Genomic DNA, 15076 nt, shown 5'->3' on the forward strand with positions numbered 1-15076 from the left:
GTGGGTGTCTTCACTGCGTGCCCTCCCTGGGCTACTCGGTAAACCCCGTGGGCGCGGGGCCGTTGGCTTGTGGTCAGCCGCTTGTCTGGGGTAGCTCGTGGAGGTCGCCCTGCCGGTCGCGCAGCCAGTGCCGCCGCCGGTTTACGGGTTAGCGGGAGTTGGTAAGCCTGTCGGCTCGTCACTTCGATGTAGGGACAGGGACCGTGGTGGCTGTCGGGACGGTAGGCGTGTAGGTGGCTGGCGCGACGGTTGGCGATGGGGCTGGCGCTGGGGCGTTGTGCACAACGCCCTTCCATAGCGCGGCCACACCAGCCGTCGCGCCGGCGAGGATGAGGCCGCCCACGACTGTCACCACGATCTGAGCGAAGACACCTGTTGCGAATCCGATCTTGCTGAGGCCCGGATGATCCTCAGCCACGATCGATCGCACGCGGGCTGGAAGCGCCGCCATGGCGGCCAGCCTGCCCACGAAGGTCGGGTCAGTGGCCTCTGCCCTCTCGGCCTTCTCCTGAAGCGCGCCGATTATCAGGTCGCACGTGTTGACCACCTGCTGGGGAGGCATGGCCTCTACATCACGGAGTGAATGGTCCCAGGATGTTATGGGGTCGATCGGCATCCCGACGTTCGGCACCACGAAGGTTCGCGAAATGCCGGACTGTATCTGTGCGCGCTTGGCTCTGCCAGCCAGTTGCGACGTCTTCTGAGACGCGGTTGCGGCCTCTGCCTTCTCTGTCTCCTTCGGCCGAAACGCCATCAGTGAGCCCGTCATGTACTCCCGGACAGGCTCCATGTGAGTCAAAACGGACTGGTACGCGTCGCGGAAGCTGGCGATGTCTTGCGCCATCCGCCTGTAGTGCTCGCTTCGCTTCATCCTTGCCTAGCTCGCTCCAACGCTCTTGGCCAGAGCCGTGCCCGCTACATCCACCGCGATGTCGCGCCCGGCCGACCCCAGCCAGTCTGCGGTCTTACGCAGCCATCCACGCTTCTCCGGGTCTGACTCCTGATCGGCCGCCTGCTCCATCGCTTGCACCAGTCGGTCCGCCAGAGTCTCGGAGGTAGGCCAGGTGCCAACTATCCGGCGGGCATGCCCACTGGGGTCGCGGATCAGGCACATGTCTCGTCCGTCGAAGTCGCTCGCGTCTTCATACTTGAAGAGCGGCGGGTGTTCGCCAGCGAGAGCGAACAAGGCGACCAAAGCGGTTTCCAGGTCCATGCCCACGCGCTTTGCAACATCTCGCGCGTCCATGTCCCTTGCGCCTTCGTCAGAGATCTCCACGATCGCACGCAGGACCGGGAGGTCTCGGCTCTCCCACGTGTCATTCGTCATGGCCCGGACTGTAACCCAGGGGTACGACAGCGGCAGGTGCCCACTCACGGGCAGGCTCTGCGCATGCGAACCCCAGGTATCGGGGCCGTCTGCCTTCCGGTGGGCGGCGCGGCACCGTGGGTGGTGGGCGGGTCAGGCCCCGGTGATCGCCTTGACCACTTCTGCCGTGCTTGCGGCGGTCGAGGCAATAGCTTCCGCGCCCTGGGCGTGCTCGCTCAACTTGCCCCAGAGCCGGCCGAGCCATGAGCCAGCCTTGGCGCGCTCCTCGCTACCTGGCTTGGTGGCCCGCACCGCCGCGAACGTCAGTGCGTCCATGGCCTTTTCAACGTTGGCATACCCGCCGATGCGGACGCTGAGCAACGCTGCCTCCACGCCCCTCAGCCGGTCAACCAGAAGCTCCTTCAGGTCATCCGGAAGGTCACTGGCGACCACGTCATCGATGATCGCCCTGACGTCCTCCACGAGTTGCTTGGAGGAGTCATCCGAGATCAGGGGCTGGACGCGGCCGTTGCGCCGCAGTGCCCGCGCGCAGCTCGCAACGCTGTAGACCATTTCTCCCGTCACTTGGTCCACGAAGTGACTCATCTGGACGTTGCCGACATAGAGGAGTGCGTCAACAACGTTGCGGATCTGGGGCAAGAAAGTCAGAAGGTGGTCCGGGTCCTCGTCTTCCGGCAGGGCACGCACTTCGGCCTCCACCTGATCGACCAGCCTCGCGAGGTCGGCTGCCTTCTGGAGTACACCAAGGCGGTCAGACACCTCGAAGATCTGCATCCAGACTTCGATGGCCGCCCTGCCGGGCTGTTGCCGCGCCTGCTCCAGCATCGCCGCCAGCCTGCTCGCGGAGTTGTCCGTCCCCACGCCCGCACCTCTCGTTCAATCTCGCCCAGCGGAGTCTATGGCTGGCAGGCCGCCTACTCCGCCTTCAGGATGTCCCCGTGCTCGTATCGGAGCTGCGTCAACAGCAGGCTCCCCAGGCCGAGCACGCCGAGGGCGTACCGCTTGGCGTCGTCCCGTGTCTGGATCCGGTGCCGGTCAACGTTGCTGAGCGCCTGGGCGAAGCCCATCCCGAGGTATCGCCAGCCCTCCCGCTCGCTCGCCTGCCGGCCAAGTCGGTAGTCGCTGGTCTCCCCGAACACCTCTAGGTAGAGGTTCTTCCCGACCAGGTTGTTGCCGTTCCGGTCCTGCGGGTTCCCCGCCCACGTCCGGACGTGGTTCTCGACGAAGATCGCGGTCTGGCTGGCGACCTTGCCCCACTCCCCGTCCTCCACCTCGGTCTTCACGTGTGCCCACAGCTCGGGGTCGTACGCGTGTTCATCCATCGGCTCGTCCCCGCCCAAGAGACCGAGCTCCCACAGGGCCGCGTCGACGAGCTCACACGCCTTGCCGACGCCTGCTTGGCGGGCTTGATTGGAAGCGGAGGCAGGCGTACTTGCAGTGACGAGACCAAGTCGATATCTGATTTTGTCGAAACGCTGTACCAGATCGTTGTCGGCTCCAAGCGAGCGAACGAAGATAGCTCGAACTTGGGCCTTCCAGGTTTCGAAGCCCGCAGGGCGGGCGAAGAAGGCCGCCTGAGAGGCATCCTCTTTCAGCCTGTTCAGCTCGGCGATCGCAACAGCGGGGCGCATGGACGCGAGTCTACGGGCCACCGGCGACAGGCTCGCTTTCCTTGCTCGCTATCGGCAGGCGCGACTACCGCGCGGTCACCTAAAGTGGTCGGCCCCGTACACAGTGCAGCCACAACGGACGGGGCCTTGGCCGGGAAGGAGCCCCGGCCCATGAACAACGTACCTGCGCATCCTCATTGGTGCGACCGCCAAGAGTGCGCCGTAACCCTCGCTATGTGCGCCCACCGCCTTCCTCGCCATCACCGCCACCGGGGCGCAAAAAGGGGCACCACCGACCGGGCCGGCCTCGTGCCCCTCAGGCTCGCCGAGACTCGACGTCTCCTGGCATACCTGATCACCCGCAGGCGAACCCGCGACGAGATCAATCGATGGTCATGGTGGCGGCGCCGCCGCCAGTTCCGAGCCAAAACAAGCCACTACCAGCGAAGACAACGACTCAGGCAAGTGCGGCTGGAGTACTAGCACATCCGGCCATGATCAGGGCGTTTTCCACAGGCGCCGAAGTCCTCCACAACGTGAAGCCGTCCGCTGGCGAACTGTGGCGGCGCCGGCGAACCTCAACAGGTCGGCGAGGTCACCCCTGAGGCTGCTGGCCACGGCAACGTGCAGGTGGAGCAGCCCCGGCAGCAGGCCACCGACATCCGGGCCCCGCAGCGTGGAGCTCACGCTGCGGGTACCCTCCGTTTCTCGGTCCACCAAAGGCGGCGGGGTGATCGGTCGAGTTCGGGCCCGCCGCTCGCCGATCACCTACCGTCGGAGAGGTGGAGGTGCTGCTGCGCGGCGGGCCGGGTGACGGCCAGGTGATGTCCGGCGGCGGGGAGACCGTCGTGTGGCAGGCCTGCTTGTACGAGATTACGCCGGAGCTCGCCCGCCGCAGCGGGCGTGATCTTCGGGTGTATCGGCACCGCCCGGACTGCTGCGAGCCCTACGGCCGGGGCGCGGAGGACCGCTGCGAGTAACCAATCGCTACGGGAGCGCGAGACACGCTCGCCATCCGAGCCGCCCACCCGATCGAACGTATGTACGATCGCGGTGTGCAGGAAGTGGTACGGCGGTGGTGGAACGGCGTCTGGGGGCGCCTGACCCGGCGGGACGTGTGGCTGGTCCGCGAGACGCGCTGGACGGTGATGGCCCGGGCCGGGGACACGGAGTCAGGAAAGGTGCTGCGCTGGGAGTTCGACTCGGAGCCACCGGCGCTGGAGATGGTTGATCGCCTCCTGCGCGCCGACACCGCCGGCCGTTGGCGAGAGCAGGACCGCGGCACTCCCCCGCCGGGTACTGGCGCTGGCGAGGCGCGGCGGATCACATAGTGACAATTATTGTGTTCCGTTCGAATCCCAGCCCCTGGTCGCCCTCACCCCGCTGTCGCCCTCTGCCCTACCTGATGGGCTTGGCCGGCAGCCCCGTTATCTCACCGGATCGCAGCCCGGCCCGCTGCACGAATATTGCCCGTCGAGCGACAGCATCGCCCTTGATGTTGAGTTGGTAGCCCTCGAGCCAGAGCCACCCGTCGTATGTCCGCCAGCCGAGCACCCGGATCACCCGGAAGAAGATTGGGTTGATGAACTGCACGCTGGCCGATCGGGTCACGTAGAGAAGGTCACCGGCACGGGGTGCGGTCACCGCACCCACCCGAGGAACCGGCGATGGAGAAGCCCGGCAGGAGCCCAACCCATGTCCTGGCTCGCGGCCACCAGGCACGACCCCATGTATAGAGCTAGGGATATGGGCGCTTCTTCGTACTCGGCCTGCAGCTCCTGCCTCCGAGTGCGGCACGGCCAAGGGGCACCGCACCCGCCGCAACTCCAAATAGGTAGAACAGGCGCGTGAGATGTCATCCCGCCTCCCCTGGCCAATGCCGGCGGCTGATGGGGATGCGGTGTCTCGATCGACACGGCAGCTCGCCCCCGCAGCGACAAATCCTCCGGGCTCTCCTCCACGACCACACCGGCCGATGTCGACGCGCCAAGGTCAGGGCGACTGCGATCACGTACTGGTCGTAGGAGACCTGCCTGCCCACCGTGACCCCTCTCGTATATGAGGGCATGGCAGCCGGGCCACGCTGGGTCATCCGACCACCACGCCCGGCAAACACGTTGCCACGCATGACAGCGATCCGCAATATGCGGATTGCCGTTCTGCGTTCCGCGTGTCTGCGAACGGAAGTCAGGTGTCCCGCATGGCAAGATGACCACGTGCCTCAACGCCAAAGCCCTACCGTCAGGCGCCGACGACTGGCGCTGACCCTGCGGCAGCTCCGTGACAGGGCTGGCATCACCTCGGCCGAAGCAGCCAGGCGGGTGGACCACGATGCGAGCTGGCTGAGTCGTATCGAGACGGCAGAGGTACGACCCCATCCCAACGACGTGCGGGCGCTACTGGCGCTGTACGGAGTGGAAGGTGACCAAGCGGAAGCCGTTATCGCGGTAGCACGGCAGGCGAAGCAGCGCGGTTGGTGGCAGCGGTATAGCGACGTCTTGCCGGACTGGTTCGCCGCGTACGTCGGGATGGAATCCGAGGCGTCGGTCATCCGCACCTACGAATGTCAGATGGTGCCTGGCCTGCTGCAGACCGAGGAGTACGCGCGGGCCGCGTTCGAAGGTGCGCCGGTCCCGATGCGCGACGACGAGGTAGAGCGTCAAGTCGCGCTGCGGATGGAGAGGCAGGCCATCCTGTCAGGTGACGATCCGCCGCTCCTGCGCGTGGTCATCGATGAGGGAGCCGCTCGGCGGATGGTCGGCGGACCCGAAGTGCTGCACAGACAACTCAACCGCTTGATCGAGGACTCGACCAAGAGCAACGTCCAGATCCAACTCCTTCCGTACTCCGCCGGCGTCGGCTTCGACGGGAGCTTCGTGATCCTCGACTTCCCGCCGATTCCCGAGCCCTACCCCGACGCGGCCGAGGAGCGGATGGTCTACGTCGACACGCTGACCGGCGCGCTGTACCTGGACCGACCGTCGGAAATCGCCGCATACGCCGCAGCGCATGAGCAACTCCAAGCCCAGGCACTGGCACCCAATCCCACGCGAGATACGCCGCGTGCGATTGCCGCCGAGCTGATCACATAGGAGGCCAGGAGCCATGGACCTGTCTCGCGCTGTCTGGCGCAAGAGCACCAGGTCCGGTTCAAGCGGCAACTGCGTCGAAGTGGCCACGCCACCCCAGGTCGTCATGGTCCGCGACAGCAAGCAGCCGCACGGACCCCTGCTCTGCTTCTCCCACGGCGATTGGGTCGCCTTCATCCAGCGCATCAAGGTCGGCAGCTTCCAAGCGTAGGAGCGATCCCGTCCAAGTTGCGCAAGACAGCAGCGTCCTCGTGCCCCGTTACGTGCCCGATCGTTCGGACAGCGAGGGGTAACGAGGGTCAGCGGCAACAGGAGACGACGAAGGCCCCTGACTCGCGTTTCCGCAGGTCAGGGGCCTTGCTGTTCCCTGGTGGCGGGTAGAGGATTCGAAACCTCTGCAGCTTCCGCGACGGCTTTACAGAACGCCACGGTCAAGCCTTTGAGCAGCACAAATGCTGATCGACAGGGGTTCGGCGACACAAATACGACGCAGTGGCCAAGCGAAGGGGTCAGTTGGAGTGCCGCCACGACTGAGAACCCACACACCGCTCGCTAGGTTGCTGTCCCTACGACGGTCAGGTGAGGAGAGATCCATGGCTGTGGCTGACCAGTCCCGTCCCGAAAGCAGTGCCGGTCGATGGTCAGCGCTCCGCCTTGGTCGGCGCTGTCACATGCGGCTTCCACACTGTCAGGACGCCGCCAGACCTGTTCCATAAAGGACAAGACTAAGGTAACCTATGCGACTCTTCGTATCTGCGTCGACACGAGAGGTGACTACATTGCCTGAGGTTCACCTTACCGTCGGAGAATCCAAGATCAAACAATTTCTCAACAAGAAGCCTCTGGAGACGATCGAAGAATTAATCTGGAACGGCTTAGACGCAGACGCGCGGACGATAAATATTGAACTTGAGCGCAATCCGGCCGGCGCACTCGCTGGGATTGTGATTACCGATGACGGGCATGGTTTCTCCTTCGACGAGGCTAACGAGTACTTCCCTGAATACGGCGACACGTGGAAGAAAAAGATTCGGGCCTCAAGGACGCGAAATAGGATCTTGCATGGCCGGAATGGGGAGGGGAGGCTCTTCGCGCTGTCGCTCGGACCCGATCCGACATGGGAGTCGGTCGCTGCCGCTGGCGACGGTCGAGTCAGGACGCGAGTTCGGGGCAATAGCCTTCGGCCGCTTGTATGGAACATTGATCTCATGGACCCAGCGGGTGGCAGCCCCGGCACTCAATTCCGAGTACGCATACCTGATGAGCGGCGTCTGCGCAGCCTTGAGCCCGAGTCGGCGGTTCCTCGCCTCACCGCAAGGCTTAGCTTCTATCTTCTAGCGTATCCAGAAGTGACCATCACTTACGATGGGTTTACGTTGGATCCGCGTGATGTGATAGAACAAGAGGTTGATCTAGCCCTCGAATTGCCGCCAGAATACACTAACGATCCGAACCCCCCAAAGGTCAGATTCGTAGAGTGGAAAGAGAGAGTTGCTGACCAAAAGCTGCTGATTTGCAACGGTCGAGGCGAGGGCCTTCTCGACTACGGCTCTCCCTATTCGTACTCAATCCTCTCGTTTACGCCATACCTTATTGCTGAGCGATTCAACGATCTCAGTCAGAGGGAAGTTCATATGATCCCGATGGTCGATGCTTCGTTGCTTCATTCGGCCATTCTTGCAGTGCGGCGTCACGTCACCCAGCGGCAGCGAGAGATATCAAGCAACGTGGTTAGCCAACTGCAAGACGAAGGAATCTATCCGTACGACGGCAAGGACCTCAGCGAGACAGAGGAAGCCGAGCGGCAGACATTCGATCTTGTGGTGACGGTCGCGAGATCCGCGCTGGCAAATAAGCTTGTTCCGCGAAAGTTCCAAGTTGAGCTACTTCGGGCCGCGCTCGAAAACGACCCCTCGGACCTTCACGAGATTCTTGACAACGTACTCGCACTCTCTGATGAAGAGCGGGCCGACCTTACGCAACTTATTAAAGACACACATCTAGCCCACGTCATTTCCTCGGCCAAGACGGTGGTTGATCGACTCAACTTTATATCCGCCTTGCGTAACGTTTTTGCAGACACCGACAAGCGTAACGCGCTGAGAGAAATTGATCAGCTGCATCCAATGATCGCTAGCAATCTGTGGCTATTCGGGGAGGAGTGGAACTTCTCCCAGACCGAACAGGGTCTGACGTCGGTTTTGGCGCAACATCTCTCGCGGCTAGGCCAGGAGGTGACGCTTGAGAACCGTCTTCAGAGCGTGAAGCGCGATGACGGTCGCAGCGGGCGAGTTGACATTGTCATGTTCCGAGGTATCGGAGACGAGCACCATACGCAGCGTCTAGTGATCGAACTGAAGCGACCAAGTTTGCGGGTGGGATCCGAAGAACTCGAACAGGTCAAATCCTATGCTCGGGCAATTGTGCGAGACCCCCAGTATAAGCACGGCGCGGGCAAGTGGAAGTTTATCCTCGTCACATACGACATCGCCCCGGAGATCGAATACGATATTAAACAGGAAGATCGAGAGCCTGGACACGCGGACAAGCAGCGGGATTATGACCTGTGGGTTCTCACTTGGGGGCAAATCTTCGATGATGCCGAACGGAAGCTGCGCTTCTTCCAGAGGCGCCTTAACTATGAAGCGACAGAAGAACGTGCCCACGGCAGTCTAGCCAAGCTGACAGAGGAATACGGCATTGGCCTCACACGGACGCGGAGTCGACAGGCGGCTAGCGGAAACACGAATGGAGTTGTGCCAGGTCAGGCTCGCAGGGTCGACACGGCGATCGACTGAGCCGCACGGCGCTCCCGCGTCGTCCAGCACGATCGCACAGAAGCGGGCCGTCTTCTCAGGCGCGCTCAGGTACGCCGTAGAGCTGCGGCTACTCGATGCGCACCCGATGTCGATGGTTGGCTGGACCGGGCCGAAGACGGCCGATGACCTGGACCGCCGGGCCACGTTGATCTGCCGAGAGCTCCCTAGGCCCAAGGGCGGCGCCATCCCTTCGACTGGCTAAGCCACCTCGGCCCCGGAAGCGGCGGCGTCTCGGACGGAGTTGAGGATCGTGATCAGGCGGTCGACGTCGGCGGACGGGAAGATCGAGTCCGGCCCGTGCGGGGCGATGTCGCTGAACGGGGATTCGTAGAGCCCTGCGGGCTCCATGACGCCGTTCTGGGTCACGTGGGTGATGATCAGGTTGACGAAGTTGATCTGGTTGGCGGTCAGGGTGCGTCCGGCCAGGAACTCGCCGAACGCCTCCGTTGCGGCCTCCCGGTCCAGACCGACCAGCGAGCGGATGAACAGCCAGCCCGAGCCCGTGCGCCGAGCGGCGGGCCTCATCGATGTCCTCGGTACCGCCGCCGCTGGCCGCCAGCATCCGTTCCAGCTCATCGAGGTCGGTTGGGGAGAGCTGCGTGTTGCGGCGCAGCTTCTGCAGCGCCAGGTGGTCCTCGTGGGCGCGCAGGTACACCCGGGCCTTAGGGCGGAACCGTTCGAAGTCCGTGCCGATCTTGATGTCGTTCAGCGTGACGACGGAGATCTCTCCCTGTGCGGATATCGCCAGCACCAGAGGAGGTCAGAGGGCGCGACGACTTGATCTATCCGCAAAGTCCGTCATCGCTCGTCACGGTGGCCACCCGAGCCCCGATTGCACCGCCGCCCACCTCCCGACGCCGGCCCGCCCAGCCGCCCCTGCGTCAACTTGCCGTGCACCCGCGAGGCGTACCCCTGCCCGCGAGGACAGGCAGCGCTGGCCTGTCGGGCCGCGACTCGGCTCACCCTGCTCGCCCGTGGCCAAGCGCAGGTCACCGCACCGGTCACCACCGCGGCCCCACGCTTGGTCGGCTAACTCGGACCCGCCCGGCCGAATTGGACGTCCAGCCGCAGCCGCCCACACACCGTGCGCCCCTCCTGTCGCTGATACGGCCTGAGCTGGCGCCCCCTTTGCAGTATCGGTCTGTTTAGGTCCACGTCGGTGTGCATCGCTTGGCGTTGTCAAGCATGGCCGGAGATCAGAAAAGAGCTTCGGGGCATGATGGACGCCGGTTCACCCGCCCGCCAATACTAGTCCCGATGAACAACTACGACGCCGCGCCGACGGCCACGCAAGGTAGGCGGAGTTAACGCCGAAGGCCAGGCGATGACCGAGCGCGAACAGGATTGGCACAGTCGTTCGCTGGACAAGCAAGTGCTCTGCTCAACACCCCTTGAGCACTAACCAATTAGGAGAAGACGGTGGCTATTCTGCGTAGCTCCAGAGAACTGGCACTTGTTCTCGACGCCGCGATCGATGCTGGCGATGACGCCGTCCGCATGCAGGTGGAGTGGCAAGCCACCTGGACCGACCGCCCGTGCTTTCACTGTGGCGGGCATTTCAACAACGACGACCGAGCCTTTCTGTGGCAGGGACATGAACAAGCGTTGGTGATGCATCAGAAGTGCTTGCTCGATTGGCTCCCCCGCGTCCAGCGCGACGCCAAGCGCATTGACCTCCCGTATGCCTACAGGGGGACCCATGAATCCTGAGCAAGTTCCGGGCCAGGCCGGCGGTGCGGCGCGCCGCAGACAGCCCAGACCAAATGCCCTTAGCAAGGAGGAGACGACATGGCAGGCCGAACTGGCACCGTTTCAACTTTCCGAGGGCGAGTCTATTGGCGGCCTGTTGGGCATCTGCTACTGCCTGCCACGATCGGACCGGACGGACAATACAGCTCCCTGCCGGCGCGAGCCGATGAGTTGCCCGAATCTCGTCGTAAATGCCCGGCTACGCTACACGGTCTTACCAGGGCAGTCCGCAGGTGCGCGGCGAACCGCACCGCAGACCTCGGCGCCCGAGGGTCTACGGACGCACCGCAGGTCCACCGCGACCCCAGCGGGCGGGGCCGAGAGATCGGGCCGCCGCTCGGTCACCCGGGCGACCAGCAGGAGCGCAGGTCAGAGGCGTCAACCTCCCGCCCGTCACCGTCGATGCTCGCCGGGCCGGCGTCTTGATCCCAGCTCATCACCGTGGCCAGCCCGCGTCGTTGCTGTCCGTGAATGTCACCGGCTCCCAGACTTGCCATGCCTGCACTGCCCTTTGCGCATCGGGGCAACGAATACGAACACGGATGCCCGAGTCACGAGCCGTCGCGGAGCGCCCAAAGGTCGTTGTGAACCTGACTTGGCACCTCGGCGGGCGATCCGTCGGTGCGGTGTCAGTGACGCATGTTGACCCGGATGCCTCCGAACAACACTGGGCCAAACGAACTGACCCGGCCACGGCGCTTGAGTTCATTGAGCAGCTCATCGGTCCCGTCCCGTTCCTTCAACTTCGGACGGTGCCGACCGACCCTGGTGAGCGGTTCGTACTCGTCGCCGAGCGCCAGGAGAATCTGGTCCAAGGCCGGCAGCCCGATGTCAGAGAGGTGGGGTATCAACAGATTCAGGATGTGCTCTGCGGGCGCTCCTGCTTCGCTGAGGTTGACCAGCAGCTCCACCGAAACGTCGTTGCCCTTGGCCGCCCACTCGCAGATCGCGATCGCGCCCTGCCGGGACAACCGACCGTATACGTATTCTGCGTCCTCGGCGATCGCGCGCTTAACGGCCGGTGCCACCCGTGGACTTCGCATCACCTTGGGCAGGTCGTCGCTCGATAGCATCAGCTCGCACACGTAGGACGCCAGGCCTTTCGACGCCGCGAAGTACTCCTCGCGGAGCGCGAACGGGCAACCGCCCACCCGCGCATATGTCTCCGCAGCATCGGGTACCAGTTCGGCGTCCAGCAGCGCCGGGATCAGCTTCAGCCCGGCCTCGGTCAGGAGTTCGGGATTCAACCGGCCTGGGAGCTCGAGCTGCTTCACCAGCCGGACCCTCGCCACCGGGTCCAGGTCCTCGGCATTAGCCAGCGCATACCCGAGGTCGTACCGGGACTCCTCCTCCACCTCCTCGACCTCGGTGAGGTCGAGCCTGTTCAGGTTCTCCACCAGCTCCTCGCTGACACCGAACTTCCCTACAAACTGGCATACGTTCCAGACAGTCGGCGCAAACCGGCCCGCCGACACCACCGCGATCCACGCCGCATCGTCGAGCTCCTCCAAATCGGCCACCGTGCACGACGCCGATGCGCCCTCGGCAACCGGCAGCACCGCCGATTCGGCGGCGTTGGCGACGTCGTTCAACACCGCGACGAACTCTTCCGAGGCATCGACTGTCACCTCCTTCTCCTCGCGGACTTGGAGGTAGCTGTCCAGGTTCCCGAGGATGTGGTCGTAGACGTCTGCGTTGGTCGCCCTCACCGCGTCAAGGGCTAGCGCGGTGCCTTCACCGAGCGCTGCGGACAGGTTCGCCCGAGTGACGGGGTACAGGCGAGCCTTGATCACTGCCTCGCGCTGTGCGTCGCCCAGCACGGCCAGGTCGCCGACCTGCGCGCCGAGACGACGAACCAGGACGGCCACGTCAGCAGCAGCCTTCGGCGTCTCCACAGGCCCGACAAACGCTTGCATCCGGGCGTAATGCTCCGAGACGAAGTCTGCCACCCGCTGCGAGGATTCGTAGTCGACGTCTCGGTCAGCGCTTCTGACAGCGGCATCGACGAGCGCAACGGCCGCCGCGAGGTCGATGGGGGCCTTCTCGACCAGATGGACGAACGCATGCTTCCAGCGAGGAACCAACTGGTTCACGAAGAGCTTCCTGGACGCGCCGTCCAGAAGGTACGCATCGATGAAGGATGAGTCGGTCCCGGCCCGCATGAGGAGCTTGTCGAGCGCCTTGTCCAGCCGGTCAGGACGCGTGGACAGGTAATGATCGAAAACCGCGAGGTTGAAGACGCTCTCGCCGTCGAGGAAGCGAGCGCCCATCTCCTTCTCAACTGCGTCAATGGAGGCAGCTTCGTCGAACCGGAAGCGGTGGTCTGCGCGATCGGCCTGGACGCAGTGGAGGATGAAGTTCATCGCGCTGACGCTGATGGCGATGCCGTGGTAGTCCGAGCAGTACAGCGTGAAGTTCTCGTCGATGTGGCCCCTGGCGAGGAGGTCGTGGGCCAAGGGCGACACGAGGTCGGCGACGATGCTATCCAGGTTGCGTTCGACGCCGCTGTCGGTGGGCATGACCAGGTCCGTCCTGGCCATGAGCTGCGCCATCGTCGCTTTCGCGACGAAGTCCTTGGTCTCGAGCGCGGTCCGGGAGGCGTGCTGGAGACGTGCGACATCAGCATCGATGGCGTCATCCAACGCAGCCGCCTCATCGCCGACCAGCGCGATCACGTCATCGAACGACAGGGTGACTCCACCGTATCCGGGTTGGATGAGATGCACGTCATCGCGGGTCTCGTGCAGCGACCTCCAAAGGTCGCTGGACGTTAGTTCCGAGAGCGCGTAGTTCGCCGACTGGTACTGGAGGACCGGCACGCCACCGCGCCGCCCGGCCCGGTGAACAATGGGCAACACCTTCTGGAGTCGTTCGCCGGCGGCTTTCGCGTGCTTGTCCCACGCCCTGTTCGACGCGATCCGGTCTAGTGCCTCCTTGCTGACCGCTGCCTGGTGGCTTGTCTGATACTTGACCAGGTCGCGGAAAGCCTGATGGGCCTCATCGATCTTGCTCGTGCCAAGCCGGATGGCCTCGAAGTCCTCGAGGTGCAGGTTCTTGTAGACCATCATCGCGAACAGTCGGTCCGCAGTGAGGCCCTTGAGGCCCTTCTCTCCTAGGACCGAAGCACGGTAGATCTCGAACTCATTGCGGATGTTGCGAATCAGGCGCATGTCGGTCAGATGCGTGCCCACCAGATTCACTAGCGCAGTCGAAGGTTGCTCGTCAGATGCGGCGAACTCCGCCGTCAACAGGTCCCGCGCCGAACGGTGCGTGATGAACGGAACCATCGGGACAACCAGGTCGAAGAACTTCGTTCTGTTCGCCGACGGAGCGGATTCCAGAGCTGACGCACGAGCCGATGCCGCATCGGTATCGGCGTCCGCGTCGCCGTCCGGGGCGGCCTCGATGTTGAGTTGCTCGAAGATGCTGTCACGGACCGCATACACGAATCGAACCGGCCGCGACTTGATCTGTTCGGAGTTGTTCAAGACGGTGTTCAGTTCACGTAGCGTTTCGAAGATGTGAGGGTCCCTGAAACGGTCTAGGTCCTCAAAGATCGCGACCTGGGTCTTCGTTCTCTGGAAAAAATAGACGATCTCGTCGAGGTATTCATCGAAGTACGAGTTTTCCTTCGCGCTGAGCTTGACTGCTGCTCCGCCCGCGGAGACGCTTTCCACCCGCAGTCGGCTCCGCAGAGCACGCAAACCCAGGAACCAGATCACGCCCAGGAACACGCCGAGCCCAGCCACGATGGCCCATGGCACCCAGCCATGACTGGTGACCAGAGCCTGGGGCCCCACCTTCTCCACGCGATTCACCAGCCCAAGCAGGACCGCGACCACGAAGAATCCAACCGCGACTGCGGCAGCCCAGATCACCGCCGGTCCGGGCCTGAACGAGTCGATGCGGAAGTACCTCGACCCCGGCATGTCCGAGGGCGCCTTGCGATAGAGGAGCTGCTTAACGATCTCTTTCTGAATGAGGTTCGTCAGTGGTGCGGGCGTCCCGTCCTCCTTGATGCGCTCCCGCTTCTCGTCGCCAACCCCCAAGCTCGACAGCGACAGATTGACCCAGTTGATCCTCTGCTCGTCCAGACCTGCTTGGACGCCGAGGATGACACTGCTTTTTCCGCTGCCGTAGTGCCCCGCGAGCGCGATGTTCGTCGCGGCGTTCGCAGACCTGTTGGCCAAGACTTTGAGGAGAACCGCTGCATGCCGCCCGTGCAGGCTCTCCTCGTATATGGGTCCGAGACTCCGAAGGACCGGCACATCGAGCTGCAATGCGGACTGTCTGGCCGGGCGCACTCGTGACATGGACGGCATCTTACGAACAGGGTCCGACTTGTTCGCGAGCCCGGATCCGGGTGGCGGAGCCGAGGCCTACCGGAGGAAATCCCAACACAGACCGCCGTGGACAACACCAATCCCCCAGCGGCGCAGCGGCTGCCACTCCGACCGTGGCAGCACGTCCCGCAGGGGTCGG

13 protein-coding genes and 1 pseudogene are annotated in these 15076 nt (G+C 63.8%); 6 read left to right on the plus strand and 8 right to left on the minus strand.

Going from position 1 to position 15076, the window contains the following annotated elements; all coding sequences use genetic code 11:
* Window positions 1-178: 178 nt before the first annotated feature.
* The 4 genes from GA0070603_RS10995 to GA0070603_RS31755 form a co-directional block, all read right to left on the minus strand.
* Window positions 179-871: a hypothetical protein gene (locus GA0070603_RS10995; RefSeq protein WP_139131861.1), complete on the minus strand. Its 693-nt coding sequence runs from the start codon at window positions 869-871 to the stop codon at window positions 179-181.
* Between the two features lie 6 nt (window positions 872-877).
* Complete coding sequence (locus GA0070603_RS11000) at window positions 878-1327, minus strand: hypothetical protein (protein WP_139131862.1); 450 nt, start codon at window positions 1325-1327, stop codon at window positions 878-880.
* A gap of 132 nt (window positions 1328-1459) precedes the next feature.
* Window positions 1460-2188: a hypothetical protein gene (locus GA0070603_RS11005; protein WP_091311249.1), complete on the minus strand. Its 729-nt coding sequence runs from the start codon at window positions 2186-2188 to the stop codon at window positions 1460-1462.
* Between the two features lie 53 nt (window positions 2189-2241).
* Entirely contained in the window at window positions 2242-2649 is a 408-nt protein-coding gene (locus tag GA0070603_RS31755) for a TIGR02391 family protein (RefSeq protein WP_208862863.1), read from the minus strand.
* 1070 nt (window positions 2650-3719) lie between these two features.
* Here GA0070603_RS31755 and GA0070603_RS11020 point away from each other — a divergent pair.
* Both GA0070603_RS11020 and GA0070603_RS11025 read left to right on the plus strand, forming a co-directional pair.
* The gene (locus tag GA0070603_RS11020) at window positions 3720-3917 is read left to right on the plus strand and encodes a hypothetical protein (RefSeq protein ID WP_091311251.1); all 198 of its coding nucleotides are present in this window, start codon (window positions 3720-3722) and stop codon (window positions 3915-3917) included.
* A 75-nt stretch (window positions 3918-3992) separates the two neighbouring features.
* Window positions 3993-4268: a hypothetical protein gene (locus GA0070603_RS11025; RefSeq protein ID WP_091321814.1), complete on the plus strand. Its 276-nt coding sequence runs from the start codon at window positions 3993-3995 to the stop codon at window positions 4266-4268.
* A 67-nt stretch (window positions 4269-4335) separates the two neighbouring features.
* On the opposite strand, the gene GA0070603_RS11030 is transcribed toward GA0070603_RS11025, so the two are convergent.
* Window positions 4336-4581, minus strand: a complete 246-nt coding sequence (locus tag GA0070603_RS11030; RefSeq protein WP_091321816.1) for a hypothetical protein — start codon at window positions 4579-4581, stop codon at window positions 4336-4338.
* A gap of 572 nt (window positions 4582-5153) precedes the next feature.
* Here GA0070603_RS11030 and GA0070603_RS11045 point away from each other — a divergent pair.
* The 3 genes from GA0070603_RS11045 to GA0070603_RS11055 all read left to right on the plus strand — a co-directional run bounded on the left by GA0070603_RS11045 (window position 5154) and on the right by GA0070603_RS11055 (window position 8824).
* Complete coding sequence (locus tag GA0070603_RS11045; RefSeq protein ID WP_244282698.1) at window positions 5154-6029, plus strand: helix-turn-helix domain-containing protein; 876 nt, start codon at window positions 5154-5156, stop codon at window positions 6027-6029.
* A 13-nt stretch (window positions 6030-6042) separates the two neighbouring features.
* Window positions 6043-6237: a DUF397 domain-containing protein gene (locus GA0070603_RS11050; RefSeq protein ID WP_091311256.1), complete on the plus strand. Its 195-nt coding sequence runs from the start codon at window positions 6043-6045 to the stop codon at window positions 6235-6237.
* 568 nt (window positions 6238-6805) lie between these two features.
* Window positions 6806-8824 (plus strand): ATP-binding protein, encoded by a 2019-nt coding sequence (locus GA0070603_RS11055; protein WP_167544536.1) that lies wholly within the window; start codon window positions 6806-6808, stop codon window positions 8822-8824.
* 219 nt (window positions 8825-9043) lie between these two features.
* Here GA0070603_RS11055 and GA0070603_RS31760 read toward each other — a convergent pair whose 3' ends face one another.
* Together GA0070603_RS31760 and GA0070603_RS32620 are read right to left on the minus strand one after the other, a co-directional pair.
* Window positions 9044-9370, minus strand: a complete 327-nt coding sequence (locus GA0070603_RS31760; protein WP_208862864.1) for a type I restriction-modification enzyme R subunit C-terminal domain-containing protein — start codon at window positions 9368-9370, stop codon at window positions 9044-9046.
* A gap of 40 nt (window positions 9371-9410) precedes the next feature.
* Window positions 9411-9596 (minus strand): annotated as a pseudogene (locus GA0070603_RS32620) (hypothetical protein); the annotation flags it as partial.
* Window positions 9597-10264: 668 nt separating this feature from the next.
* On the opposite strand from GA0070603_RS32620, the gene GA0070603_RS11070 reads away from it, so the two are divergent.
* On the plus strand, window positions 10265-10555 hold the full coding sequence (locus GA0070603_RS11070; RefSeq protein ID WP_091311263.1) for a hypothetical protein: 291 nt from the start codon (window positions 10265-10267) through the stop codon (window positions 10553-10555).
* A 668-nt stretch (window positions 10556-11223) separates the two neighbouring features.
* Here GA0070603_RS11070 and GA0070603_RS11075 read toward each other — a convergent pair.
* Window positions 11224-14907, minus strand: coding sequence for a YobI family P-loop NTPase (locus tag GA0070603_RS11075; protein ID WP_139131863.1), 3684 nt, complete (start codon window positions 14905-14907; stop codon window positions 11224-11226).
* Window positions 14908-15076: the final 169 nt, after the last annotated feature.

The sequence above is a fragment of the Micromonospora chersina genome, from assembly GCF_900091475.1.
GTDB classification, from domain to species: domain Bacteria; phylum Actinomycetota; class Actinomycetes; order Mycobacteriales; family Micromonosporaceae; genus Micromonospora; species Micromonospora chersina.

Bases quoted from the DNA above. Each gene is read 5' to 3' on its own strand.
- GA0070603_RS10995 (WP_139131861.1), bottom strand. From the start codon at position 871: ATGAAGCGAAGCGAGCACTACAGGCGGATGGCGCAAGACATCGCCAGC.
- GA0070603_RS11000 (WP_139131862.1), bottom strand. From the start codon at position 1,327: ATGACGAATGACACGTGGGAGAGCCGAGACCTCCCGGTCCTGCGTGCG.
- GA0070603_RS31755 (WP_208862863.1), bottom strand. From the start codon at position 2,649: ATGGATGAACACGCGTACGACCCCGAGCTGTGGGCACACGTGAAGACC.
- GA0070603_RS11050 (WP_091311256.1), top strand. From the start codon at position 6,043: ATGGACCTGTCTCGCGCTGTCTGGCGCAAGAGCACCAGGTCCGGTTCA.
- GA0070603_RS31760 (WP_208862864.1), bottom strand. From the start codon at position 9,370: ATGAGGCCCGCCGCTCGGCGCACGGGCTCGGGCTGGCTGTTCATCCGC.
- GA0070603_RS11075 (WP_139131863.1), bottom strand. From the start codon at position 14,907: ATGTCACGAGTGCGCCCGGCCAGACAGTCCGCATTGCAGCTCGATGTG.